General features: G+C 68.2%; 24 protein-coding genes and 2 pseudogenes. 19 read left to right on the top strand and 7 right to left on the bottom strand.

What is annotated here, in order from left to right; translation table 11 throughout:
- The first annotated feature begins 39 nt into the window (after window positions 1-39).
- On the top strand, window positions 40-1,053 hold the full coding sequence (locus VET27_RS06905) for an acetamidase/formamidase family protein (RefSeq protein WP_526516421.1): 1,014 nt from the start codon (window positions 40-42) through the stop codon (window positions 1,051-1,053).
- A gap of 29 nt (window positions 1,054-1,082) precedes the next feature.
- On the top strand, window positions 1,083-1,844 hold the full coding sequence (locus tag VET27_RS06900) for an SDR family NAD(P)-dependent oxidoreductase (protein ID WP_526516419.1): 762 nt from the start codon (window positions 1,083-1,085) through the stop codon (window positions 1,842-1,844).
- Between the two features lie 4 nt (window positions 1,845-1,848).
- Here the strand turns inward: VET27_RS06900 and VET27_RS06895 are convergent, their stop codons facing one another.
- From VET27_RS06895 to VET27_RS06880, 4 genes and pseudogenes are all read right to left on the bottom strand, one after another.
- Entirely contained in the window at window positions 1,849-3,330 is a 1,482-nt protein-coding gene (locus VET27_RS06895) for a flavin-containing monooxygenase (protein WP_526516417.1), read from the bottom strand.
- Window positions 3,327-3,761, bottom strand: a complete 435-nt coding sequence (locus VET27_RS06890; RefSeq protein WP_526516415.1) for a YdeI/OmpD-associated family protein — start codon at window positions 3,759-3,761, stop codon at window positions 3,327-3,329. The genes VET27_RS06895 and VET27_RS06890 overlap by 4 nt, the downstream gene beginning before the upstream one ends.
- Window positions 3,758-4,662 (bottom strand): annotated as a pseudogene (locus VET27_RS06885) (alpha/beta hydrolase). The gene VET27_RS06890 and the pseudogene VET27_RS06885 overlap by 4 nt, the downstream one beginning before the upstream one ends.
- A gap of 5 nt (window positions 4,663-4,667) precedes the next feature.
- Window positions 4,668-5,553, bottom strand: a pseudogene (locus tag VET27_RS06880) (alpha/beta hydrolase).
- Between VET27_RS06880 and VET27_RS06875 the strand changes: the two are divergent.
- The 9 genes from VET27_RS06875 (at window position 5,495) to VET27_RS06835 (ending at window position 15,041) form a co-directional block, all read left to right on the top strand.
- A complete protein-coding gene (locus VET27_RS06875) occupies window positions 5,495-6,283 on the top strand; it encodes a lysoplasmalogenase family protein (RefSeq protein WP_526516413.1) in 789 nt (262 codons plus the stop codon). The pseudogene VET27_RS06880 and the gene VET27_RS06875 overlap by 59 nt on opposite strands.
- Before the next feature lie 5 nt (window positions 6,284-6,288).
- Entirely contained in the window at window positions 6,289-8,277 is a 1,989-nt protein-coding gene (locus VET27_RS06870; protein ID WP_526516539.1) for a primosomal protein N', read from the top strand.
- Between the two features lie 27 nt (window positions 8,278-8,304).
- Window positions 8,305-10,113 carry a DUF2207 family protein gene (locus tag VET27_RS06865; RefSeq protein ID WP_526516411.1) on the top strand — a complete coding sequence of 603 codons (1,809 nt, stop codon included), beginning with the start codon at window positions 8,305-8,307 and terminating at the stop codon, window positions 10,111-10,113.
- Window positions 10,107-10,655 carry a LemA family protein gene (locus VET27_RS06860; RefSeq protein ID WP_526516409.1) on the top strand — a complete coding sequence of 183 codons (549 nt, stop codon included), beginning with the start codon at window positions 10,107-10,109 and terminating at the stop codon, window positions 10,653-10,655. Before VET27_RS06865 ends, VET27_RS06860 begins: the two co-directional genes overlap by 7 nt.
- A gap of 3 nt (window positions 10,656-10,658) precedes the next feature.
- The gene (fmt, locus tag VET27_RS06855; protein WP_526516408.1) at window positions 10,659-11,585 is read left to right on the top strand and encodes a methionyl-tRNA formyltransferase; all 927 of its coding nucleotides are present in this window, start codon (window positions 10,659-10,661) and stop codon (window positions 11,583-11,585) included.
- Window positions 11,582-12,973 (top strand): transcription antitermination factor NusB, encoded by a 1,392-nt coding sequence (locus VET27_RS06850; RefSeq protein WP_526516406.1) that lies wholly within the window; start codon window positions 11,582-11,584, stop codon window positions 12,971-12,973. Before fmt ends, VET27_RS06850 begins: the two co-directional genes overlap by 4 nt.
- A 22-nt stretch (window positions 12,974-12,995) precedes the next feature.
- Window positions 12,996-13,673 carry a ribulose-phosphate 3-epimerase gene (gene rpe / locus VET27_RS06845; protein ID WP_526516404.1) on the top strand — a complete coding sequence of 226 codons (678 nt, stop codon included), beginning with the start codon at window positions 12,996-12,998 and terminating at the stop codon, window positions 13,671-13,673.
- Window positions 13,670-14,671 carry a bifunctional diaminohydroxyphosphoribosylaminopyrimidine deaminase/5-amino-6-(5-phosphoribosylamino)uracil reductase RibD gene (ribD, locus tag VET27_RS06840; protein WP_526516402.1) on the top strand — a complete coding sequence of 334 codons (1,002 nt, stop codon included), beginning with the start codon at window positions 13,670-13,672 and terminating at the stop codon, window positions 14,669-14,671. The genes rpe and ribD overlap by 4 nt, the downstream gene beginning before the upstream one ends.
- A 214-nt stretch (window positions 14,672-14,885) precedes the next feature.
- A complete protein-coding gene (locus VET27_RS06835) occupies window positions 14,886-15,041 on the top strand; it encodes a hypothetical protein (protein WP_526516400.1) in 156 nt (51 codons plus the stop codon).
- A 4-nt stretch (window positions 15,042-15,045) separates the two neighbouring features.
- Here the strand turns inward: VET27_RS06835 and VET27_RS06830 are convergent, their stop codons facing one another.
- Window positions 15,046-16,602, bottom strand: a complete 1,557-nt coding sequence (locus VET27_RS06830) for an MFS transporter (protein ID WP_526516398.1) — start codon at window positions 16,600-16,602, stop codon at window positions 15,046-15,048.
- Window positions 16,602-17,297 (bottom strand): LppX_LprAFG lipoprotein, encoded by a 696-nt coding sequence (locus VET27_RS06825; protein WP_526516396.1) that lies wholly within the window; start codon window positions 17,295-17,297, stop codon window positions 16,602-16,604. Before VET27_RS06825 ends, VET27_RS06830 begins: the two co-directional genes overlap by 1 nt.
- A gap of 64 nt (window positions 17,298-17,361) precedes the next feature.
- Between VET27_RS06825 and VET27_RS06820 the strand changes: the two genes are divergently transcribed.
- From VET27_RS06820 to VET27_RS06800, 5 genes are all read left to right on the top strand, one after another.
- The gene (locus VET27_RS06820) at window positions 17,362-17,847 is read left to right on the top strand and encodes a GNAT family N-acetyltransferase (protein ID WP_526516394.1); all 486 of its coding nucleotides are present in this window, start codon (window positions 17,362-17,364) and stop codon (window positions 17,845-17,847) included.
- Window positions 17,848-17,945: 98 nt separating this feature from the next.
- Window positions 17,946-18,542 carry a riboflavin synthase gene (locus tag VET27_RS06815; protein ID WP_526516392.1) on the top strand — a complete coding sequence of 199 codons (597 nt, stop codon included), beginning with the start codon at window positions 17,946-17,948 and terminating at the stop codon, window positions 18,540-18,542.
- A gap of 152 nt (window positions 18,543-18,694) precedes the next feature.
- Entirely contained in the window at window positions 18,695-20,038 is a 1,344-nt protein-coding gene (locus VET27_RS06810; RefSeq protein ID WP_526516390.1) for a bifunctional 3,4-dihydroxy-2-butanone-4-phosphate synthase/GTP cyclohydrolase II, read from the top strand.
- A 22-nt stretch (window positions 20,039-20,060) separates the two neighbouring features.
- Entirely contained in the window at window positions 20,061-20,543 is a 483-nt protein-coding gene (gene ribH, locus VET27_RS06805) for a 6,7-dimethyl-8-ribityllumazine synthase (RefSeq protein ID WP_526516388.1), read from the top strand.
- Window positions 20,540-21,016 (top strand): PH domain-containing protein, encoded by a 477-nt coding sequence (locus tag VET27_RS06800; RefSeq protein ID WP_526516386.1) that lies wholly within the window; start codon window positions 20,540-20,542, stop codon window positions 21,014-21,016. The genes ribH and VET27_RS06800 overlap by 4 nt, the downstream gene beginning before the upstream one ends.
- Here VET27_RS06800 and VET27_RS06795 read toward each other — a convergent pair.
- Window positions 20,991-21,455, bottom strand: a complete 465-nt coding sequence (locus VET27_RS06795; RefSeq protein WP_526516384.1) for a GNAT family N-acetyltransferase — start codon at window positions 21,453-21,455, stop codon at window positions 20,991-20,993. The genes VET27_RS06800 and VET27_RS06795 overlap by 26 nt on opposite strands.
- A 68-nt stretch (window positions 21,456-21,523) precedes the next feature.
- On the opposite strand from VET27_RS06795, the gene VET27_RS06790 reads away from it, so the two are divergent.
- From VET27_RS06790 to murD, 3 genes are read left to right on the top strand one after another with little or no spacing between them, the layout of a single operon-like run.
- The gene (locus tag VET27_RS06790; RefSeq protein WP_526516382.1) at window positions 21,524-22,264 is read left to right on the top strand and encodes a hypothetical protein; all 741 of its coding nucleotides are present in this window, start codon (window positions 21,524-21,526) and stop codon (window positions 22,262-22,264) included.
- On the top strand, window positions 22,261-23,604 hold the full coding sequence (locus VET27_RS06785; protein WP_526516380.1) for a MurL-like N-terminal domain-containing: 1,344 nt from the start codon (window positions 22,261-22,263) through the stop codon (window positions 23,602-23,604). The genes VET27_RS06790 and VET27_RS06785 overlap by 4 nt, the downstream gene beginning before the upstream one ends.
- Window positions 23,601-24,920, top strand: a complete 1,320-nt coding sequence (murD, locus tag VET27_RS06780; RefSeq protein WP_526516378.1) for a UDP-N-acetylmuramoyl-L-alanine--D-glutamate ligase — start codon at window positions 23,601-23,603, stop codon at window positions 24,918-24,920. The genes VET27_RS06785 and murD overlap by 4 nt, the downstream gene beginning before the upstream one ends.
- Window positions 24,921-24,955: the final 35 nt, after the last annotated feature.

Genomic DNA, 24,955 nt, shown 5'->3' with positions numbered 1-24,955 from the left:
GTCCCGCGCCCGGCACGCGATTCCAGCAGGATGGTGGTCATGGATCACGTGACCTTCGTGCCAACGGTGGATCAGCTTGCCTACACCTTCGGTGGTGCGGCGCCGGTGATGCGGATCAAGCCGGGCACGGCACTGACGCTGTGGACCGAGGACGCCTACGGCGGTCGGATCACCAGCAAGGCGGACGTCGCCACCACCGCCTTGGACACCGAGGACCTCAATCCCCAGACCGGTCCGTTCTGGATCGAGGGTGCCGAGCCGGGGGACACGTTGGCAGTGCATCTGGTCGATCTGACGCCGGCGCGGACCTGGGGCGCCTCGACGCTGATCCCGTTCTTCGGGGGGCTCACCAGCATCCCGGTCAACCCGACGCTGCAGGACCCACTGCCCGAGCGCACGTACATCTATGACTACGACGCCGGGACGGGGACGCTGGGTTTCTCGGCACTGGCCAGTGACTTCCAGTTACGCCTGCCCGCCAACCCCATGCTCGGCACGGTCGGCGTGGCGCCGGCCAGGCGCGAGGTGCGGACGTCACTGGTGCCGGACTACTTCGGCGGAAACATGGACAGCCCCGAAATGGCCACCGGCGCAACCTGTTATCTGCGCGTGAACGTCGCCGGCGCCCTATTCTCACTCGGCGACGGCCACTACCGGCAGGGCGAAGGCGAATCGTGCGGCACCGCGGTGGAGGGCGCGATGCACGTCACCGCGATCGTCGATCTGACCAAGGGCGGTGGTCCGGCCTGGCCCAGGATCGAAACCGACACGCACCTGATGTGCATCGGTTCCGGGCGTCCGCTCGAAGAGGCGTGGCGGGCGGGTCAGGTCGAGATGATCGGCTGGCTGGGCCAGTTGTACGGTCTCGACCGCCTCGACGCGTACCAACTGCTCAGTCAGATCTCGCAGGTGCCCATCGCGAACGTCGTCGACACCAACTACAGCGCGGTGACCAAGGTCGACAAGCGACTGCTGCCGAGGGTACCGGCCTACGACGGAATCCATGACGAAATGCGAAGTACCGCAAGGTCACTCGGCTCGATCTCGTACTGACCCACCCGCAGACGACAGACGGAGACAAAGTGGAACTCGGACTGGCAGGCACGCGATTCCTGGTCACGGGAGGCACGCGCGGGATCGGCAGGGCCGTGGTCGACGGACTCCTGGCAGAGGGTGCCGCCGTCGCGTACTGCGCCCGCACGGCGGAGGCGGTGTCGCAGACGGAGTCCGAATTGAAGGCCAGCGGGGCCACGGCAATCGGGACGGCCGTCGACGTCGGGGACGCCGAAGCGCTGAAGAAGTGGGTGGACGACAGCGCGACCGCCCTCGGTGGCATCGACGGCGTGGTCGCGAACGTCAGCGCCCTCGCGATACCCGACACCCAGGAGAACTGGCGCTGCAGTTTCGACGTCGACCTGATGGGCACGGTCGGTCTGGTGGAGGCGGCGCTGCCGCACCTGCTGGCGGCCGACTCGGGTTCCATCGTGACGATCTCGAGCGTGTCCGGGCGCGAGGTCGACTTCGCCTCGGGCCCCTACGGCACCATGAAGGCCGCGATCATCCACTACACGCAGGGCCTGGCCTACAACCTCGCGGGAAAGGGTGTGCGCGCGAACACCGTCAGCCCGGGCAACACCTATTTTCCCGGCGGAGTGTGGCCGTCGATCGAGGAGAACGATCCAGAACTCTTCGCCACGGCACTCGGTCTCAATCCGACGGGCCGGATGGCAACGCCGCAGGAGGTCGCCAATGCCGTTGTCTTCCTGAGTAGTTCGGCGGCGAGCTTCATCACCGGCACCAACCTCGTCGTCGACGGCGCGCTGACTCGCGGCGTGCAGTTCTGATCGCTTAGGCGCTGAACTCGTAGTCGGCGAGCGGAAAGCGCCGGCTGCGCCAGATCGCCTCTGCGGTGGTGGTGGGTCGGAGCGGCACGTCACCGTTCTGGTCGAAGTAATAACTGTTGGCCAGGGCGCAGCTGTCCTGCCAGAAGATCTGGCGGTGTCGCTTGCGCATCATCTCGGCGAAGAACCGGTCGTTGGCCTCCTGGGACACCTCGACCCGGGTTGCGGCCTCGCTGGACGCCTGCTTCAGGCACCTGACGATGTGGTGCGTCTGCGTCTCGATCAGGGCGAAGTACGACGAACCGACGTAGCCGTAGGGGCCCATCACGGTGAAGAAGTTCGGAAAGCCCGGGACGCTGACACCCTCGTAGGCCTGCAGGCGTTGTCGTGACCAGAACTCGGCCAACGAGCGTCCGCCCGCCCCGGTGACGGGGAAGGTCGGGATGCTGTCGACGTCCATCACCTTGAAGCCGGTGGCCAGGATCAGCACGTCGACGTCACGCGTCGCCCCATCGGTGGTGGCCACGCCCGAGCCGGTGACCTTGTCGATCGGCTCGGTCACCAACTCCACGTTGTCGCGGTTGTACGTCGACAGGTACGTGTTGTGAAATCCGGGGCGTTTGCACCCGACCGCGTAACGCGGCGTCAGCTTGTCGCGGACCTCCGGATCGTGCACCTCGCGCTGGAGGTAGGCCCTGCCCGTCTTCTCGGCGCGTTTGGCCAGCGGGAGCAACGTGTAGTACTGCGCCGAGATCGTGAACGTGAGCTCGACGTAGGCCTGGCTGAGGGCTCTCTGGATCACCTTGCCGCCGGGGATCCGCATCGCCCAGCGTGCCGCCGCAGGAAGGGGGACGTCCAGCTTCGGCATGCACCAGATCGGCGTCCGCTGAAACACGGTGAGTTTCTCGACGTTCGGGGCGATCTCGGGAATCACCTGCACCGCGGACGCGCCCGTTCCGATGATGGCGACGCGTTTGCCGGACAGGTCCTGCGAGTGGTCCCATCGCGCCGTGTGCATCGTCATGCCCGCGAAGCTGTCGACGCCGTCGATGTCGGGCAGGTTCGGCACCGTGAGCACACCGCTCGCGTTGACGAGGAAACGCGCCGTCAGCGCCTCGCCGGTGTCCAGATCGATTCGCCAGCAATCGGATTCGTCGTCGAACACGGCTGCGGTCACCTTGGTGTTGAACCGGATCTTGCGACGCAGCCCGTACTTGTCGACGCAGTGGTCGGCGTACGCCTTGAGTTCGCGGCCGGGAGCGTAGGTGCGAGACCAGTCCGCGCTCTGCTCGAACGAGAACTGGTACGAGAACGACGGAATGTCCACAGCGATGCCGGGATAGGTGTTCCAGTACCAGGTTCCGCCGGGCTCCTCGCCGGCCTCGATGATCTGGTAGTCCCCGAGACCAGCCTTGTCGAGCTGGATCGCCGTGCCGATGCCGGAGAACCCGGCGCCAACGATGATGGTGTGGAAATCGGGTCCGGTCATGCGCTGTTGCCTCCGTCTGCGTCGACGGCGACCAAGTTACTCTGGTCGCACCAGAGTCGCTCGAACGGCCAGCGCCCGTCGGTCTTCGCGGCGTCGACGTGACGCATCCCGTGCTCGCGCATCCGGCCGTCGTCGATGAGACGCTTCACCCGTTCGACATTGGACTTCGACCAGGCGCTCTTGGGCTTGCGCGGGCTGAACCTCTGGATGCGGGAGATCTCGTCGTGCCCCCGGGCCAGGCTGTCGGTCCAGCCGAAGCACAGTGCGATCTCGACGGCCTCGCCGTATGTCAGGGGCACGTCGCCCGCAGCCTTGTTGAAGAGCCGCACCCACACTTCGCCCACCGAGTCGTGGTTGGTCGCCAGCCACTGTTCCCACTGCCGGGGCGATCGGACGTCGAGCACGTGCCGGTCGGCCGACGGTTCGTTCATCGCCCGGCGTGCAGCGCAGCCTTCAGCGCAGCCAGTCCGCGATCGGTGGCCTCGGTGGCTGCAGGCGACGCCATCGCCAGGCTGACGTAACCGTGCACCATCGTCGGTTCGTTGCTCAAATGGACGGGAACACCTGCGGCAGAAAGCATTTCGGCATACTTTCCCCCGTCGTCGCGTAGTGGGTCGTGCTCTGCAGTGCCGATGAAGGCCGGTGCCAGGCCGGTCAGTGTCGCGGCGTTCGCCGGGGCGACGTCGGTGGGGTGCGCCTTCGGATCGGACATGTCGAGCCCGGGCAGATACCAGGTCAGGAACGCCGTGGTCACGTCCGCGTTGAGGATCGGTGCGTCCGCATTCTCGGTGAACGACGGCGCCGACAGATCGCCGACCGCGATCGGGTATCACAGCAACTGGAAGGCCAGCGCCGGACCGCCGGCATCCCGCGCCCGCAGCGCCATCACCGCAGACAGGTTGCCACCGGCGGAATCTCCGGCGACGGCGATCCGAGAGGGGTCACCGCCGAGTTCCGCGGCGTGCTCACCAACCCATTGCAACGCCGCCCAGGCATCGTCCACACCCGCGGCGCCCGGGCGACGTGATCGTGGGTGTCGAGGTCGCCGATCGCCCAGCCGCCACCGTGATAGAAGACCACGACCGGGAGATCGTGGTGACTGTCGATCGGCGGCCAGTAGATGCGGACGGGGATGTCGTCGAGGTCTCCATACCCGACCGTCCGCTCTTCGATTCGCATGTCCGGCAACATCTCCGCGGGCGGCTTCATCGCACGGAACCTCTCGCGCGCCACCTCGACGCCGTCGTCGATGGTGAACTCCAGCGGTATTTCGTCGAGGAGCGCCTTGAGGATGGGATCGATACCGGGCCGCGTCATCGAGGTGTCCGTCATGTGCCTCAGGCTAGCGCGCGACGAAGCGCTGACAACCCCCGCTCGACGGCATCGGTGGCGGCGGGCACGACGCCGGCGTACCCGAGGTAACCGTGCACCAGCGTCTCGGCGTCGTGCACTTCGACGGGTACTCCGGCGGCTGTCAGCAGCTCGCCGTAGCGGGCACCGTCGTCGCGGGCGGATTCTTCAGATCCTGACCGCGGGCATGCCAGCGGGAGAACTCACCGACTGCGTCGAGCGACAGGATCGGCGCGTCGGCGTTCTCGGTGAACGACGGCAGTGACGTATCCCAGGTGGTCGCCGGATACCAGAGCAGCTGGAAGGCGATCGGCGGCCCGCCTGCGTCACGCGACAGTTGTGCGACGACCGCCGCGAGGTTACCGCCCGCGGAGTCGCCCGCCACCGCAAGCCGCGCCGCGTCGGCCCCGAGGTGGTCCGCGTGCTCGGCCACCCACTGCGTCGCAGCCCATCCGTCGTACACCGCCGCCGGGTACGGGTGCTCGGGTGCCAAGCGGTAGTCGACGGATACCACCAGTGCGCCCGATCCGACCGCGTGCCCACGGGCGTCTCCGTCGTAACTGTCGCGGTCGCCGACCACCCAACCGCCGCCGTGAAAGAACATCACCACCGGTACGGCCCCGTCGTCGGCTTCGGGTGGCCAGCACAGCCGGATCGGCACCGGGCCGCCCGGTCCGTCGATCGTCCGGTCCTCGACGCGCGCAGTTCCTGGTGAACTGGGCGGCGGGACAGGTCGCGGAACCTTTGCCGGGCCGCCTCGGGACCTCCGTCGGTTGTCAACTGGAAGGGCACCGCTTCCAGTACCTTCTGCAGGATGGCATCCAGACCGGGCTTGTCGGCGACGTCGTCGCCTGAGTGGTCGGTGACGGGCATCGCCTCACCGTACGCATCGCGCAGCACGCGAACGCTGTGGGGCGCAGCGTTGGTCGTCGGCGCTGCGTACGGGATCCTTCTCGTCCTCACGGCACTCCGATTGCCCGCCGGCGCCGAGCTCACCGGCCAGTTCGGCCTGCAACCCGCCGTCAAGGCCTTGGCCGCGGCGCTGCTCGCCGCCGCGGCGCTCAGCCACCCCGTGCGCCGTGAACGTCGCTGGTTGATACCCGCCCTGGTGTTCTCGGCGGCGGGTGACTATCTGCTCGCGATGCCGTGGTGGCCCCCGTCGTTCGTGCTCGGGCTCGGCGCCTTCCTCGTCGCGCACCTGTGCTTCCTGGCCGCGTTGCTGCCATCGGCCACCAGAACGCCATCGAGGGTGGCGGCCGCGGTCGTGGTGTGCGTCGCCTGCGTGACGCTGCTGGTCTGGTTCTGGCCGCAGCTGATCGCCGAGGGAATGGCGATTCCGGTGATCCTCTACATGGTCGTCCTTGCCGCGATGGTGTGCGCGGCCCTCTTGGCGCAGCTCCCGACCCCGTGGACCGCACTGGGAGCGGTGTGCTTCGCGATGTCCGACGGCATGATCGGGATCGGCAAGTTCGTGCTGCGGTCCGAAGTCCTCGCGGTACCGATCTGGTGGGCCTACGCGGCCTCGCTGCTGTTGATCACCGCCGGATTCTTCTTCGGCCGCGGTCGACCGGCGTCGGAGCGCTCTGCTACACCACCTGCGTGACCGAAATGAGGCAGGCGGCCGAGCACGAGCCCATCGCTCGGGTGCTGCCGATGCTCTCGGTGCCCCATCTCGATCGCGACTTCGACTACCTCGTCACCGCCGAACAGTCCGACGACGCGCAACCCGGAGTACGGGTCCGGGTGCGCTTCCACGGCAGGCTGGTCGACGCCTTCATCCTCGAAAGACGTTCCGACACCGACCACGACGGCAAGCTGGGTTGGCTGGACCGCGTCGTGTCCAGCGAACGGGTCTTGACCCCCGACGTCCGCAGGCTGGTCGACGCGGTCGCCGCCAGGTATGCGGGCACCCGGGCCGACGTGCTCCGACTCGCGGTCCCGCCGCGGCATGCGAACGTCGAGAAGCAGCCGACGCCGGACCCACCCACGCCGACGGCGCGAACGGTCGATCCGGCGGCCTGGGCAGCCTACGGCCGCGGTACGCAGTACCTCCGCGCACTCGGCGAGGGCCGGGCTGCTCGCGCGGTCTGGCAGGCGCTACCGGGGGAGCAGTGGACGGACCGGCTTGCCGAGGCCGCTGCAGTCGTCGTCCAGTCGGGCCGTTCGGCGCTGGCGGTCATGCCGGACCAGCGTGACGTCGACGCGCTGTACGCGGCCGCGGTCCGACACGTCGACGACGGTGCCGTCGTCGCGCTGTCCGCAGGGCTCGGGCCGTCGCAGCGCTACCGTCGGTGGCTGTCGGTGCTGCGGGGACATGCGAGGTTCGTCATCGGCACCCGCAGCGCGGTGTTCGCGCCGGTCGCCGACCTTGGGTTGGTGATGGTGTGGGACGACGGCGATGACACCCTCTCTGAGCCGCGGGCTCCGTACCCGCACGCGCGCGAGGTCGCGATGCTGCGCGCACATCAGCTGCGGTGCGGGGCGTTGATCGCCGGCTACGCCCGCACGGCGGAGGCGCAGGCCCTGGTCACCGGCAAGTGGGCGCATGATCTGGTGGCCAGTCGGCCGGTGGTGCGGGCCCGCACGCCACGGGTGGTCGCGCTCGACGACAGCGGCTTCACGCAGGAACGCGACGCCGCCTCCCATACCGCGCGGTTGCCGTCGATGGCGCTCGACGCGGCACGCGCGGCCCTGAGGTCCGACCATCCGGTCCTCGTGCAGGTGCCGCGGCGCGGATACGTGCCCGCGCTCTCGTGCGGCAAGTGCCGGACGATCGCCAGGTGCAGGCACTGCACCGGTCCCATGTCGCTGCCCGACCGCGGGGTCGGAGCCGTCTGCCGCTGGTGTGGCCGCATCGAGGCGGCGCTGCGTTGTGTCCGTTGTGGTTCCGACGCGGTGCGTGCCGTCGTCGTAGGTGCGCGCCGCACCGCCGAGGAGTTGGGACGGGCCTTCCCGGGGACCACCGTGATCACCTCGGGCGGTGATGCGGTGGTGTCCGAGGTGCCTGCCGCGCCATCCCTGGTCGTCGCCACGCCGGGGGCCGAGCCCGTGGCGCCCGGCGGATACGGCGCCCTTCTGCTCCTCGACGGCTGGGCCCTGCTCGGGAGGCAGGACCTACGGGCCTCCGAGGACGCCCTGCGTCGGTGGATGGCCGCAGCGGCCCTCGTCCGACACCGCGGCGACGGTGGCGTCGTGGCCATCGTGGCCGAATCGGCGATCCCGACCGTCCAGGCGCTCATCCGCTGGGATCCCGTCGGCCACGCCGAATCCGAACTGGCTGCGCGGGCCGAGGTCGGCTTGCCGCCCGCGGTCCACATGGCCGCCGTGGACGGAGATCCCGCCGCGGTCACGGCTCTGCTTGCGGCAGCGCGTCTTCCGGCCGACGCCGACGTTCTCGGTCCCGTCGAGCTTCCACCCGGTGCCCGTCGACCACCCGGCACGGAGCGTGAGGCCGAGGTGAGCCGGATGCTCGTCCGGGTGCCTCGCGACACCGGACTGGGGCTGGCCTCGGCGCTCCGTCGCGCCACCGGAGTGTTCAGTGCCCGCCACGATCAGCCGCCCGTTCGTGTGCAGATCGACCCGTTGCACATAGGGTGAGGCGAACGCAGGCGGGCGGGGGGTGTCGTGAAGCGGGTACTCGGGTGGTTGATCCTGTTGGGCCTCATCGCCGTTGGACTGCTCTGGCCCATTATGTTCCAGACCGTCTCCGCCCCCCAAGCCGGTGACGATCCCGTCGTGATCAGTGACTACCGGGTCGACTTCACCATCGGAGCCGATGGAAGGCTCAACGCGGTCGAAACGATTCGGGGCGAGTTCCCGTCGGGTCGGCACGGGATCTTCCGCTACTGGGACGTCGCCAATCAGAACAGCCCCCGGGTGCGTCAAGAGCCGGAGATCACGTCCATTCTGATGGATGGCGAACCGGTGCCCTATCAGCTGCTGTGGGAATCGGGGGACAGGTTCCGGGTCGCCAAGATCGGAGATCCCGACAGCACCCTGCCGTGGGGCACGCACACCTACGAGCTCCGATACGCCATCCCCGGCGTCCTCGACCCCGGAAGTACCGGCGAGAACAGAGGCTTCGCCAACGTCGTCGGCGATCCAGACTCGACGTCGGTGTTCTTCTGGAACGTCATCGCGCCGTCGTGGAACAACGTGATCCAGCGAGTCCGTGTTCGCGCGACGCTGCCCGCCGACGTCACGGGCGCCGAGTGTTCCGTCGGCTTCGGCACCGGGCGCACCTGCGACGGGCTCGCGGTGTCCAGCAACACGGTCGAATTCGGTGCGCAGAACTTGGCGCCCCGCACGCCGGTCACCCTGAGGGCCGGCGTCGACGTGCCGACCCCGTCGCGAATCAGCCTGCCGTGGTCCTACGAGTGGGACCGCGTCCTGGGTCGTTCGTTCGGCGGCATCGCCTGGGTCTTCGGGCTTTCGGTCGCGGGCGCGCTGGTCGCCTACCTCTGGTATCGCACCACGGTCGAACCGGACCCCGGCTTCCCCGTGCAGTACGGCCCGCCCCCCGGCCTCGGGCCGGTGCAGACCGAGTACATCCGTACCGAGGCGGTGCCGAAGAACGGGCTGACGGCCACTCTCTTCCATCTCGCCGAGCGAAAGCTGATCGACCTCAGGCAGGTCAACGACAAGCAGTGGAACGTGCGCGGGACGGCGGAGCGCGCGGCGTGGGCGGACGTCGACCCGGTCGGCATCGCCGTCGCGTCCGCCCTCAAGGTGATGGGTCCCGGCAAGGAGTTCGAGGCCAAGAAGACGGTCACGGCGGGGAAGAAACTCACCGCGGCGAAGACCGACATGGCCGCGGCAGTTCAGGCGTGGGCGATCGGCGACGGGCTGATCGTGAAGCGCCGGAAGGAACTCTGGGTGCGCGCGGCCAACTCGCTGGCCCTCGTCCTCGCCGTCTGCGGTTTCTTCCGCTGGGGCTTTCCCGCCACCATGTGGGGGCTGCCGTTCATCACGTTCCTCGTGTTCTCGAGGCGATCCTGGTCTGACGGCTTGGGCACTCGGCGAACGGATGCGGGGCGCCAGTTGTGGTCGCAGGCAGGCGGATTCCACCGTCTCCTGTCCACCGATTCGGCGGAGACGCGGTTCGACTTCGCGGCGCGCAAGGACCTCTATACCGCCTACATCCCGTTCGCCATCGCAACAGGCGCCGCGGCGATGTGGGCGAAGAAGTACCAGGAGACGGTGGGAGCCGTTGCTCCGCAACCAGATTGGTATAATTCGTCGTCGACGTCGAGCGGCTGGGGTCTCAGCGGGCACTCCAGTGGGCCGGACTTCGACAGCTTCGAATCGGCGTTGTCGTCATCCATCGGTGCTTACACTGCATCGCAGTCCTCGTCGTCGTCAGGTGGCGGTAGCTCCAGCAGTGGGGGCGGTGGCGGCGGTGGCGGTGGAGGAGGAGGAGGCGGCTCGTGGTGAGCTACGTGCTGATCTTGGTTGTGGTACTGCTGGTGCTCGTACTCGTCGGTTTCATCATGGGCTACAACAAGATTCGCTCCGCCGACGTCCGGGTGTCGGAGGCGCTGTCCGGCATCGACGTAGAACTGACCCGCCGGGCGTCGCTCATCCCCAGCCTGGTGCACACGGTGCAGACGTTCACCGCCCACGAGAAGAGTGTGCTCGACCACGTCACCGATGCGCGTGCCGCGCTCACTTCCGCCACCGGCGGGAAGTCGGTCGCGCAGCGCAGCGCCGCGGAACGCGAACTGGACACCGCGCTGGGACCACTTCTCGCACTGGGTCAGACGTACCCCCAACTCAACTCGTCGAGCAACTTCCTGAACCTGCAGGACAACCTCGCCGACACCGAGAACAAGCTCGCGTTCGCCCGCCAGTACTACAACGACGCGGTCGCCACGCTCAACAAGGCCGTCACCACCATTCCGTGGATGTTCGTCGCGCCACTCGCCGGAGTGTCCGAACGCGAGTACTACCAGCTCCCCACCGGATCAAGCGGATAGCTCGTGCGCATCATCTTTGCGGGCACCCCAGAACCCGCGCTTCCGTCACTGCGGCGGCTCATCGACTCTGCACACCACGACGTGATCGCCGTGTTGACGCGACCGGACGCCGTGTCCGGTCGACGTGGACGCTCTTCGCCGTCACCCGTGGCGCAACTCGCAATCGACAACGGCATCCCGGTGTTGCGGCCCGACAAGCCCAACGGCGCCGAATTCGTCGCCGAGCTCCACGATCTGGCGCCCGACTGCTGCGCCGTGGTGGCGTACGGCGCACTTCTGCGCGAGGGGTTGCTGGGAGTGCCGCCGCTCGGCTGGATCAACCTGCACTTCTCGCTGCTTCCTGCGTGGCGGGGCGCGGCGCCCGTGCAGGCCGCCATCGCGGCGGGCGACGAGGTGACCGGTGCGACCACGTTCCGCATCGAGCCGAGTCTCGACTCGGGACCCGTGTTCGGCGTGGTCACCGAGACCGTCCGGCCGACGGACACCGCCGGGGTCCTGCTCGAACGGCTGTCGGTCTCGGGGGCGGCGCTCCTGGAGAAGACACTGGACGGCATCGCGGACGGCTCGCTGGCCGCGGTACCGCAGCCGGCCGACGGTGTCACCGTCGCGCCGAAGATCACGGTCGAGGAGGCAAGGGTGCGCTGGGACCTACCCGCTCGGGTGGTCGATCGAAGGATCCGCGCCGTGACACCCTATCCCGGGGCGTGGACCATGGTCGGCGACCTTCGCGTCAAGGTCGGCCCGGTCACCCTCGCCGAGGGGGAACCGTTGCCGCCCGGCATGATTCGTGTCGGCCGCCAAGGGGTTCAGGTCGGCACGGCGTCGGTTCCGGTGCTTCTCGGCGACATCCAGCCTCCCGGCAAGAAACCGATGAAGGCCGCCGACTGGGCCAGGGGCGCACGCCTCGACGAGAACGCGAGTGCCCAGTGAGTCGCCCGCAGGGCGGCCGGCGCCCACCGCGCAAGCCGCTCGATCCGGCCCGCCGAGCGGCGTTCGACGTGCTGCGCGCCGTCTCGGAGCGCGACGCCTACGCCAACCTCGTCCTGCCCGCGCTGCTGCGTGAACGTCACGTCGCCGGGCGCGACGCCGCCTTCGCCACCGAACTCGCCTACGGGGCCTGCCGCGCGCTCGGTCTGCTCGACGCCGTCATCGTCCACGCCGCGAACCGCCCACTCGACCGCATCGACCCAGTGCTGCTCGACCTGCTGCGGCTCGGTACGTACCAACTGCTGCGCACCCGGGTGGACGCCCACGCCGCCGTCGATACCACCGTCGAGCAGGCGGCCATCGAATTCGACACGGCGCGTGCCGGATTCGTCAACGGGACGCTGCGGACGATCGCGGCCCGCGACGAACAGTCCTGGGTAGCCGAACTGGCGCCGGCCGCCGATACCGACCCGGTCGGCCACATCGCCTTCACCCACGCCCACCCGCGGTGGATCGGACAGGCGTTCGCCGACGCCCTCGGCGCGGATGCCGCCGAACTCGGCGCGCTGCTCGCCAGCGACGACGATCGCCCACTGGTGCATCTGGCCGCCCGGCCCGGCGTTCTGACGGCAGAGGAGTTGGCGCAGGCCGCCGACGGCGAGGTCGGGCGCTACTCGCCGTATGCGGTTTACCTGTCGGGTGGTGACCCCGGTCAGCTAGTCGCCGTACGCGACGGGGCGGCGCAGGTGCAGGACGAGGGCAGTCAGCTGGTGGCCAGGGCGCTGACATTGGCACCCCTCGACGGCACTGACGGACGGTGGCTGGATCTGTGTGCGGGCCCCGGGGGCAAGGCGTCGCTGCTGGCCGCCATCGCCGCCGAGTCGGATGCACGCGTGACGGCCGTGGAGCCGACGCCGCACCGGGCCGAACTCGTCGAGCAGGCGGTGCGCGGTCTGGACGTCGAGGTGCTGCGCGTCGATGGACGCGAGTCGGGACTGCCCCCAGAGTCGTTCGACCGGGTGCTCGTCGACGCGCCGTGCACGGGGCTCGGTGCGCTGAGGCGCAGGCCGGAAGCGCGGTGGCGCCGCCAACCGGGTGACGTACCTGCGCTCGCGAAGTTGCAGAAGCAATTGCTGGCCGCCGCCATTGCGCTGACGCGCAACGGCGGCATCGTGCTGTACGCGACGTGCTCGCCGCACCTGGCGGAGACGGTCGGTGTGGTGGCCGACGCGCTGCGCCGCCAACCCGTGCGAGCGATCGACACCCGACCGCTGTTCGATGCAGGAGTCACGCCGATGACGGATCTCGGCCCGGGCCCGCACGTGCAGCTGTGGCCGCATCGGCACGGCACGGACGCGATGTTCGCGGCGGCCCTACAGGTGCAGCGATGACCGTCCACCTAAGCTGACCGCCATGGCAGAACCCTTGATCGCGCCGTCGATTCTGGCCGCCGACTTCGCCCGACTGGCCGACGAGACCGCCGCCGTCGTCGGCTCCGACTGGTTGCACGTCGACGTGATGGACAACCACTTCGTGCCGAACCTGACGCTCGGTCTGCCCGTGGTGGAGAGCCTGCTCAAGGCGACCGACATTCCGATGGACTGCCATCTGATGATCGACGACCCCGCGCGGTGGGCACCTCCATACGCGGAGGCGGGCGTGTACAACGTCACCTTTCATGCGGAGGCCACCGACGATCCCGTCGGCGTCGCCCGCGACATCCGCGCGGCGGGGGCCAAGGCAGGTCTGGGCGTCAAGCCTGGCACCCCGATCGAGCCCTATCTGGAGATCCTCCGGGACTTCGACACCCTGCTGGTGATGTCCGTGGAACCGGGATTCGGCGGCCAGAAGTTCATCCCGGAGGTGTTGCCGAAGGTCGCCGCGGTGCGGAGGCTGGTCGACGCGGGCGAGTTGACGATCATCGTGGAGATCGACGGTGGAATCAACGCCGACACCATCGAGGCCGCCGCCGAGGCAGGAGTGGACTGCTTCGTCGCGGGGTCGGCCGTGTTCGGTGCTGCCGACCCGGCGCTCGCCGTGGAGAAGCTGCGGCGCCAGGCCGCGGCGGCCTCCAAGCACCTGATGGCATGAACGTCCAGGACGCCATGCGGTCGGCCATCGCTCAGGCCGACGGCGTCAAGGGCACGACGTATCCGAACCCACCCGTCGGTGCGGTGATCCTGGACCGCGACGGCGCCATCGCCGGGGTGGGCGCAACACAGCCTCCTGGCGGACCGCACGCAGAGGTCGTGGCGTTGCGACGGGCGGGGGAGCGCGCGGTGGGGGGTATCGCGGTCGTCACGCTGGAGCCGTGCAGCCATCACGGCCGGACGCCGCCCTGCGTGGATGCCCTTGTCAACGCCGGTGTTTCGGGTGTGGTGTATGCCGTCGACGATCCCAATCCGGTGGCGGCGGGCGGGGCGAAGGGGTTGGCCGAAGCCGGGCTGTCGGTCGAGGCGGGTGTGCTGGCCGACGACGTCGCCGGGGGTGCGTTGCGGGAGTGGCTGCACCGGCAGCGCACGGGGAGGCCGCACGTCACCTGGAAGTTCGCCTCGAGCATCGACGGGCGCAGTGCCGCCGCCGACGGCAGCAGTCAGTGGATCACCAGCGAGGCGGCGCGGGCCGACGTGCACCGACTCCGCGCGGTGGCCGATGCGATCGTGGTCGGCACCGGCACGGTGTTCGTCGACGATCCGACGTTGACGGCGCGACTGCCCGACGGTTCGCTCTCCAAGCGGCAACCCTTGCGCGTGGTGGTCGGCGAGCGGGAGATATCCCCCGACGCCAGGGTTCTCAACGACGACTCCAGAACCATGGTGATCCGCACGCGCGACCCGCACGAAGTGATTCAAGCGCTGTCGGACCGGACCGACGTGCTGCTGGAGGGCGGGCCGACGGTCGCGGGGGCCTTCCTCCGGGCCGGGGTGGTCGATCGCATCCTCGCCTACGTGGCGCCGATCCTGCTCGGTGGTCCGATCACCGCGGTCGACGACGTCGGCGTGGCGAGCATCGTTCACGCGCAGCGGTGGCGGTACGACGGCGTCCTCCGCCTCGGGCCCGATCTTCGAATGAGCCTGGTGCCGGGCTGAGCATCGGCAAACCCCGAAACCGGTGAGACCTGCAATTCCTTTGGCCGCCAATGTGACTCGCGTCACGCACGGAATACATCCGTTGGGGGACTCGTTACCGGTTTGAGACCTCAGTCGCCCCGCGGGGACCGTGTCGGCGTCCGTCGTCCCCGTAAAATTGGGTTCAGGTTCGCGGCCATCCCGGCCCGCTGCCCATCGAAGAAGGACGAGAGCAATGACTGCACTGCAGGACTGGCTCAGCTTTCGCCCCGTCGATCAGAGCACCATCATGGACATGGTCTGCCGCCCACTGCGCGCGGTATTGAGCACCCCGGACGTCGAACGACGCTCCGAACTCAAGCTGATGAACCCGGGCGTCGAACGCTGCTGACCCACTAACTCTGGGCGCCGACGATCTCCGTCGCGGCGTCCGGCTCCTCGGCGCGCTCATTCTTGCCGGTGATCAGCAGTCCGAGGACCGCACCCACCGCGCACACCACCATCGTGATGAAGAAGATCTGGCCGTACTGCATCGTGTAGGCCGTTCGCACGTTGGCGGCGAGCTGCGCGCCGATCTCCATCAGGTTGCTGCCCGTGGGTTTCGGCAGCTCTGCGAGGTATTGGTTGAACTTGTAGAGACCCCAGGCACTGAGCGACGCCAGCCCGATCAGCATGCCGATCATCCGCGCGACGACCACTGAGGCAGAGGCGATTCCGTGCTGGGCGCCGGGGACGGCCCGCAGCGTCGCCGACGTCAGCGGACCGATCACTAGGCCGAGGCCGATGCCGGCCAGCGCGAGATCGACGTCGAACGTCGGCAGGGTGAACAACCCCAGGTCGTGCCGCATAGAACGCACGTCGACGGTCCAATGGGACACCAGCCAGTACCCGAAGGAGGCGATTCCCAGACCGACGAACGCCACGATGCGGTCGCCGATCCTCGCGGCGATCCAGCCGCCGAGCAACGCCCCGATGGGCAGCGCGACCAGGAACCTCATCAACAGTCCGGCGGCGGGGATCTGGTCGAGGCCCAGCACCCCCTGCCCGAACAGTTCGACGTTCACCAGGGTGACCATCAACGCCGCGCCCGCACACAGCGAGGCGCCGAGAGCCGCGAGGAATGGTCGGAACCTCACACCGGTCGGATCGATGAGTCGGGTGCGGGCGAACTTCTCCCAGACGAAGAACGCGACCGCCACCACCAGCGCCGCACCCAGCACGGGCAGTCCCCAGCTCGGAAGGACCTGCTTGCCGTCGGGCGCCGGGTTGTACAGGCCGATGACCATGAGCCCGAGCGCGACGGCGAGCAGCACGCCGCCGACGACGTCCACCTTTTCTCGGGGACCGTCCTTGTCCTTGGACGGCAGGCTGAAGTGGATCATCACCATGGCGACGATCGCCAGCGGCACGTTGATCCAGAACACGTCGCGCCAGGTGCTCAGGGCCCACACCACCGCGATCCCGTACAGCGGTCCCAGCACGCTGCCGAGTTCCTGCGCCGCACCGATGCCACCGAGGACGGTGGCGCGGTTGCGCTCGGCCCACAGATCGGCGGCCAAGGCCAGGGTCACCGGCAGCAGCGCACCGCTCGCCGTGCCCTGGATGGTGCGGCCGATCACCATCGGGATGAGATCGCTGGACAGCGCGGTCACCACCGAACCCGCGGCGAAGCCGGCGAGGCTGAGCTGAAGGACCAGCTTGCGGCCGAACCGGTCGGAAGCCCTACCCAGCAGCGGCATGGCCGCGATGTAGCCCAGCAGGTACCAGGTGATGATCGGGGTGACGCGCTGGATCTGGTTCAGGGAGATCCCGATGTCCCGCATGATGTCGTTGATGATCGTGACGACGACATAGGTGTCGAGCGCACCCAGCAGAACGGCGAGCCCGCCCGCAGTGATCGCGATCCGCCGACTGGACGCGTTCGGCTCGGCGGTGCCGTGAGCCCCCGACATTAGGCGGCGGGCTTTGTGACGGTGACGCTCTTGCCCCAGTCACTCAGCGTCATCTGCACGCTGTTGCCCTGGCTCGGGTCGAGCTTGGCCTGCACCAGGTCGTGGTCACCGTCCTCCTTGATCCACGCGGTCGCGGGCACGGCACCGGTGGCGCCGACCTCGGCGAGACCGTTGACGGCCTCGGCGGTGACCTTGCCGCTGACCTTCACGGTGTCGACGCCGTTGATGGTCTCGCGTCCCTCGGACTTCGCCTCGGAGAAGTTGGCGAGCACGTTGGCCAGGCCGACGTCGGGGTTCAGGATCTTCGACACGTCGTAGATGTCGGCCGCGGGCCCGAAGTTGGTGAAGCTGCCCGGCGTCAGCGCGCCGTAGAGCTCTCCGTCCGCGACCACGAAGTCGACGTCCTTGAAGGTCTGGCCGAAGGCGATGATGCTGGCCTTGCCCTGGGCGGCGACCAACGGGGTGTTGGTCAGGTCACCGCTGAGGGTTTCGACGGGCAGCTCGGCGATCTTGCCGGTGACCGTCAGCTCGAGGTGAACGCTCTGCTGCTTCCGGGTGGTCTCATCGGAGTCCTTGAGCAGAGACGCTCCGTCTGGCAGTGGTGCGTCGGACTTGGTCGAGGAACTGCATCCCGCGATGAGCAGGAACGTAGCGAAGATGGACACGAGGACGGCAATGCGAGGGCGCGTCTGCATGGTTGCATCGTAGTGGGTGCGGGTGGGTGGACCTTTGCCCCGGGCACCGGGTAAGAGTGGAACAGTGCTGGTCTTTCGGCCCGTCCCCTCCGACTTCGGCGACGCTGCCGTGCTGGTCGCGGCGATGCTAGATGAGATGCGCGAACTGTACTGGGACCTCGGCGGAACCGGTTCGGGCGGCCTGGATCTCGACGCGTCCGACATGCCGAAGGCCGGGCCGACGGAATTGGGTCCGCCCGGCGGCGTCTTCCTCGTCGGCTACCGCAACGGGGTTGCGGTGTGCGGCGGCGGCCTCAAGCGACTGCCCGACGGTGCCTGCGAGATCAAGCGGATGTACGTCATTCCCGACGCTCGCGGGCAAGGCCTGGCGCGTCGCCTGCTGCACGCCTTGGAGGACGCCGTCCGCGCGCTCGGCTACACGGTGTCCCGGCTCGACACCGGGCCACGACAACCACACGCGCAGGGGCTCTACGAACGGGAGGGCTACGTCGCCATCGCCAACTTCAACGACAATCCGGTCGCCACGTACTTCGGGGAGAAGCTTCTGTAGTTCCGGCGGGCAGAAGCGAAGCGACCGGGGGATGAGTTCCGGCGGGCAGGAGCGAAGCGACCGGGGGATGTGTTGTGCCGCCGACTAGCCTGGTCTGCATGTTCACCGGCATCGTCGAAGAGTTGGGCGAGGTCGTCGGCAAGGAAGACCTGGCCGACGCCGCCCGTTTCGTCATCCGTGGCCCGCTCGTCACGACGGACGCCGGTCACGGCGACTCGATCGCCGTCAACGGCGTCTGTCTCACCGTCGTGGATCTACTACCCGACGGTGCGTTCACCGCGGACGTGATGGGCGAGACCCTCAACCGCTCCAGCCTTCAGGGTGTCGAGGTGGGCAGTCACGTCAACCTCGAGCGCGCCGCGGCTCTCAACAGCAGGCTTGGCGGACACATCGTGCAGGGCCACGTCGACGGCACGGGTCGCGTCGTGATGCGGACGCCGTCAGAACATTGGGAAGTGGTGCGGATCTCGCTGCCCGACACCTTGTCGCGCTACGTCGTGGAGAAGGGGTCGATCACCGTCGACGGCATCTCGCTCACGGTGTCCGGCCTGGGACCCGACTGGTTCGAGGTGTCGCTCATCCCGACCACGCTGCAGTTGACGACGTTGGGGCGGGCCGGCGTGGGCACCCCCGTCAACCTCGAGGTCGACGTCATTGCGAAATACGTCGAGCGACTGCTTTCCAGCAAGCCCTGATCGCAACGTCGGCCCTGTTCAGAGGGTCCGGCGGGAGCGGGCAATAAGTGCTGCCCCCGATTGGTTCATACTGAAGGACGTCGTGAAGACACTGATGGACTTGTATGGCGCATTGCACGATGGTTCAGATCGGAACGGCAAGGGTGGCAGGGATGACGAGGCTGGATTCCGTCGAAAGGGCGATAGCCGACATCGCTGCGGGCAAGGCCGTCGTCGTCATCGATGACGAGGACCGCGAGAACGAGGGCGATCTGATCTTCGCGGCCGAGATGGCCACCCCGGAACTCGTCGCGTTCATGGTCCGATACACGTCCGGCTACCTGTGTGTGCCGCTGTCGGGCGACGTCTGCGACCGGCTCGGCCTGCTGCCGATGTACGCGGTGAACCAGGACAAGCACGGTACCGCCTACACGGTGACCGTCGATGCGAAAAAGGATGTTGGCACCGGCATTTCGGCGTCCGACCGCGCAACCACGATGCGTCTGCTCGCCGACCCGGCCGCCATCGCCGACGACTTCACCCGGCCGGGACACGTCGTGCCGCTGCGTGCCAAGGAGGGCGGCGTACTTCGGCGCCCCGGCCACACCGAGGCAGCCGTCGACCTGGCCAGGCTCGCCGGCCTGCAGCCCGCCGGCGCCATCTGCGAGATCGTCAGCCAAAAGGACGAGGGCGCGATGGCCCAGACCGACGAGCTGCGGGTCTTCGCCGACGACCACGACTTGGCGCTCATCTCCATCGCGGACCTCATCGAGTGGCGGCGCAAGCACGAGAAGCACATCGTGCGCATCGCCGAAGCGCGCATCCCGACCCGCCATGGCGAGTTCCGCGCCGTGGGCTACACCAGCATCTACGACGACGTCGAGCACGTCGCTCTGGTCCGCGGTGACATCGTCGGACCCGGGGCCGGACCCGACAGCGACGGGCACGACGTCCTCGTCCGAGTGCACTCCGAATGCTTGACCGGGGACGTCTTCGGTTCCCGACGCTGCGACTGCGGCCCGCAGCTCGACGCCGCGATGGCCATGGTCGCCCGCGAGGGCCGCGGCGTGGTGCTCTACATGCGCGGACACGAAGGTCGCGGTATCGGACTCCTACACAAGCTGCAGGCCTACCAACTCCAGGACGCCGGCGACGACACCGTCGACGCCAATCTCAAACTAGGCCTGCCCGCCGATGCCAGGGACTACGGCACCGGCGCCCAGATCCTGGTCGACCTCGGGGTCCGTTCGATGCGGCTGCTGACCAACAACCCCGCCAAGCGCGTCGGTCTGGACGGCTACGGGCTGCACATCATCGAGCGGGTACCGCTGCCGGTGCGCGCCAACGCGGAGAACATCCGCTACCTGATGACCAAGCGCGACCGGATGGGCCACGACCTGACCGGGCTCGAGGACTTCGATGAGGCCACCAAGATGAACGGGTATGACGAGGCCGTCTACCTGCTCGGTGATCGGTTGCCCCCCACGGTGACCGATCTCGGGGGTGCGACCAAGTGAGTGCAGAGGGCGGAGCCCGATCATGAGCGGCGGTGCAGGCGTTCCGGACATGCCGGCCGTGGATGCCTCGGGGCTGACGCTGGCGATCGTCGCGAGCACCTGGCACACCAGCATCTGCGACGCGCTTCTCGAGGGTGCGCGCAGAACCGCGTCGGCATCGGGCATCGACGATCCCGACGTGATCCGGGTGCTCGGTGTCATCGAAATGCCCGTCGTCGCACAGCAGTTGGCCAAGTCGCACGACGCCGTCGTGGCGCTCGGTGTCGTGATCCGGGGTCAGACGCCACATTTCGACTACGTATGTGACGCGGTCACCCAAGGCCTGACCCGGGTGTCTCTCGACGAGGGGACTCCGGTCGCCAACGGCGTCCTCACCACCAACGACGAGCAGCAGGCTCTCGACCGTGCGGGCTTGCCCGGATCGGCGGAGGACAAGGGCGCGCAAGCGGCCGCCGCCGCATTGTCGACCGCGCTGACACTGCGCGACCTGCGCAAGAAATCGTGACCGGCACCGCTGCCGGCGTCGACCTCGAGGTCAAGCCCCACCTGACGCCCTACTTCGCCTACGGCGCTGCCTTTGTGATCGCCGGTGCCCACATCGCCGTCGGCTTCCTGCTGAAGATCGGCTCGTCCGGTGTGATCTTCCAGACCGCCGATCAGATCGCCATCGGATTACTGGGCGTCATCATCGGATGCCTGGTCCTAATGTTCGCCAGGCCTCGGCTGCGGGTCGGTCCCGATGGTCTCTCCGTGCGAAACCTGTTGACCTATCGACTCATTCCGTGGTCGGACGTCGTCGACGTATCGTTCCCGCCGGGAGCGCGCTGGGCGCGCGTGGACCTCCCCGACGACGAGTACATCCCCTTGATGGCTATCCAGTCCGTCGACAAGGAGCGCGCAGTCGATGCGATGGACAGTGTGCGGACCCTGCTGATGCGCTACCGCCCCGACATCAACCGACGCTCAGCGACATCGTGAGTTCCTTGGCCGTAGTCGACGCCTCGATGACTCCGAAACCCAGTTGCTCGTAGACCCCGCGAGCCGTGGCGTTGGCGGCGTCGACGCGCAAGGTCACGATGCGGGCCCGTTGACTGCGGGCCCAGTCGACGGCAGCGCCCACCAGATCGTGTCCGAGTCCTCGGCCGCGGGCGCCGGGTTCGAGCCACAGCGAGTACAGGTACACCGCTTCGACGCTTTGGCGCTGGGCGCCGATGAGCCCGACGAGGTGGTCGTCTATGAGCACCGCGAACTGGGCATGGGCGCGAAGCCGGCGGCGCCATTGAGCCGCGGTGAACGTGACTTCGTGGCGGTACTGCTGGTCGCCGGCGCCGAGGGTATCGGTCAGCGCGCGAAGCCGAAGGGTGGCGAACACACGCCAGTCCGATTCGGTGAGTCGGGTGACCATTGGGGCACTCATGCGGCGTCGCATGGCTCCTTCGTGAAGTACGTTAGAATGCGCTGATAGTGAACCATTTTCGCACGTCGGTGACCGCTGTGGAACCCGACTCCGGCACCCTGTGCGCCGCACAGCTGATCACGCGGCCCGGGACGCTGCTCACCATCACGATCCCGATGGCGGGTGGGCGCCAACCCGACGTCGACCGCATCTGGCACTACCTGCAGGAGGCCGCCGAGTTCTTCGGCATCCCCATGCCGGAGCCGACGGAGTTCACGGCCGCGCTCGCGGACTTCGCCGCCGAGCGAACGGGCCCGACGTTGATCGCTGCGAGCGTCACGATCGTCGACGGTGCCGGCGCACCGGAGATCCTGGTGTCGGGCACGGCGGTGCAGCCGCGGCGTCCCGATGCGGTGCGAGTCGCGGGTGACCAGTCGGTGCCGCAGGCGCACCGCCCAACGGACCCTTGGTGGCAGAGGATGGCCGCGCGGACCACGAGCAAGGGTGAACTCGATCAGCGCGAGCGCTGGCTGAACGGCAATGGCTACGCCGATGGTCTGTCCGACGGTGAGCCGCTTCTCGGCGCCCTCGTGTTCGAGACTCCCGACGGCGTCGTCGGCGTGGAGAACCCGGAGCCGACGTCCGTCCTCGATCAGCTGGCACACTGCGGTGTGATCGCGCCGATCGGCCGGGTCGCGGCGCCCCCGACCGACGCCGAGCGCGTGTGGTGGGTGTCGCCGCGGTACGAGACGCATCCGGTCGCCGAGCTCGACGGGAGGCGGTTCGCCGTGGAGATCGAGGCGGTACCGTCGTTCGCGAGGTGGTCATGAGCAACTTCGACCCGTCGTCGTTTCGGGCCATGACGATCGACGGCTACAACGTGTCCGACGACGGCACGTTTAGCGCGCATTACACGCTGCGCGGCAACGACTCTGACGACGTTTCGTTCGCCGAGGTGGTGGACTTCGGCGTTGCGGCGGGCGATCGGCGGCCCGACGACCGGCTGCTGCGGTTGTTGGCGCTGACCTGCTCACTGAGCTACTTCAAGGCCGCTGCTCGGCCGCGCATCGACATCGCATTTCCCACCCGTGGATTCGAACGTCACTACCTGCGCGAACTCATTGCGGGCGGACTCGGCGAATTCGCCTACCGCAACTCACTTCCCGACGCGTTGACGCCCGACGTCACGGGTCCCGAGGCGGAGGCGGTGGCTGCAAGAGAAGACGCTTGGGACGCCGATGCCGACCCGCTGGTACCCGTCGGGGGTGGCAAGGACTCGGTCGTCAGCGTCGAAGCGCTCAAGCGCCACGGGTTTCACCCGACGTTGTTCAGCGTCAACAAGTTCGATCCCATCGACCGGTGCATCGAGATCAGTGGACTCGACAGCCTCCGGGTGACGCGCCGCATCGACCCCAGACTCATCGAGGCCAACGCCCAGGGCGCCCACAACGGGCACGTCCCCGTCACGGCGATCAACAGCGTCATCGGGCTCATCGTCGCCGACGCGAACGGCCTCGGCCCGGTCGTGCTGTCCAACGAACGGTCGTCCAACGTCGGCAACGTCACCTGGCTTGGCCGCGACGTGAATCATCAATGGTCCAAGAGTATCTCGTACGAGTCGCTACTGCGGGACACCCTGACCGCATACGGGCTCAACCCCGACCGCTACTTCTCGCTGCTCCGGCCGCTCTCGGAATCCGAGATCGCCGACCGGTTCCGCAACAGCCCGCAGTACTTCCGCGACTTCATCAGCTGCAACCGCCCGTTCGCGATGGACTCGGGACGCCGGGGCGCCTCGTGGTGCGGACACTGCCCCAAGTGCCTCTTCGTGTTCGGACTCATGGCGCCGCGTCTGGGTCGCGCGGAGGTCGAAGCGATCTTCGGTCATGATCTCTACGCCGACGTAGACAACCGCCCCGGCTTCGAGGACATCGTCGGCCTCGGTGTGCACAAGCCGTTCGAGTGCGTCGGCGAATATTACGAGGCAGCCGAGTCCCTGGTCTCGGTCCTCGACGACGACGAGTGGCGCGGTGTGCCGCTCGTCGAGGAGTTCCGTTCCCGGCGTGACGAACTCGAGAAGGTCGCCGCGTCGGACGAATCGGAGCAGGAGGGGGCGACGGCCGTGAACTACGTTCCCGCGCGGTACGCCGCGGCACTGGCCGTGCCATGAGCCCATCACCGTCCGACCTCGACGGACTGACGGTCGGCATCTGGGGGTTCGGGCGCGAGGGCGTCTCGATGGCCAGAACCGCGGCCGCCGCTGGGGCCGCGCGCATCGAGGCGGTCGTCGACGTCGGCCGCCGCCCCTTCGAGGAACCGGAGGGCCTCGGCGAGTTGGGCGCGAACCTCGTGGTGTTCCGCGGCCCCGAGCATCTCGCCCGTTTGAACGCCTGTGACGTCGTCTTCGTCAGCCCCGGCGTGCCATGGCGCCAACCCGTCTTCGAGGAACTGCGCCGCTCGGGGATCCGGATCTCCAGTGCGGCCGACTGGTTCATGTCCCGGCACGGCTCGGCCACGATCGGCGTCACCGGCACCAAGGGGAAGAGCACCACGGCGTCGTTCCTCGGTCACCTCCTCCAACGGGTCGGTGTCGAGGCCGTTGTCGCGGGCAACATCGGCACCCCCTTGTCGGATCTGTCGCCGGCGGGTGGCGTCGTGGTCGTCGCCGAGTTGTCCAGCCAGCAGGCGGCGCTGCTCACGACGTCACCAGCCGTGGCGGTCATCACCAATCTCCATGAGGATCACTTGGATTGGCATGGCGACAAGGACTCGTACCACCTCGCGAAGGCGAACGTCTTCCGCCACGGCGCCCGCTCGCTGGTGACGACGCCGGAGGTGGTCGCAATCCTCGAGCGCCTGGGTACCATGCCGATCGAACCAGAGCTTCGACTCGTCGACCCCGCCCACGTTCGGCGCACCGAGGGCCGCGCGGTGATGACGTACGAGCACAACGTCGTGAACGGGGCGCTGGCCGCCGTCGCCGCAGCGGAGGTGATCGGCAGGCCCGTGACGGCCGCCGAATTCGATGGCGCCGTGGACACCTACCGGGGGTTGCCCCACCGACTGCAGACCGTGCGGACCACGGGGCGCATCCGATGGATCGACGACACCCTGGCGACGACGGGGGAGAGCGTCGCCGCGGCACTTCGGGCCATGCCCCCCGACGAGCACATCGCCTTGATCGTGGGCGGCATGGATCGTCAGCTGAACTACGACCAACTCGACGACTACCTGCGGGGCGGCGAGCGCCGAGTGTCCCTGATCCAATCGCCGACCAACGGCGTCGCCATCGGGCGAGGGTTCGCGCGCGAGCATCCGTCCCGCACCCACTTGGTGCACAGTCTCGAGGAGGCGGTGCACACGGCGGCGTCGCTGTCTGACGTCGACGTCGTCCTGCTCTCGCCGGGAGCGGCAAGCTACGACCTGTACACCAACTACGAGGCGAAGGCCTCCGCGTACTGCGGTTTCATCGATGCGCTGAACTGAGGGATCCGGGACGAACCCGTCCGGTGGCGTCCGCC

Source organism: Mycobacterium sp. (assembly GCF_035633495.1).
Taxonomy (GTDB): domain Bacteria; phylum Actinomycetota; class Actinomycetes; order Mycobacteriales; family Mycobacteriaceae; genus Mycobacterium.
The sequence above is the reverse complement of the archived record's forward strand: the minus strand, read 5'-3'. Positions and strand labels throughout refer to the sequence as shown.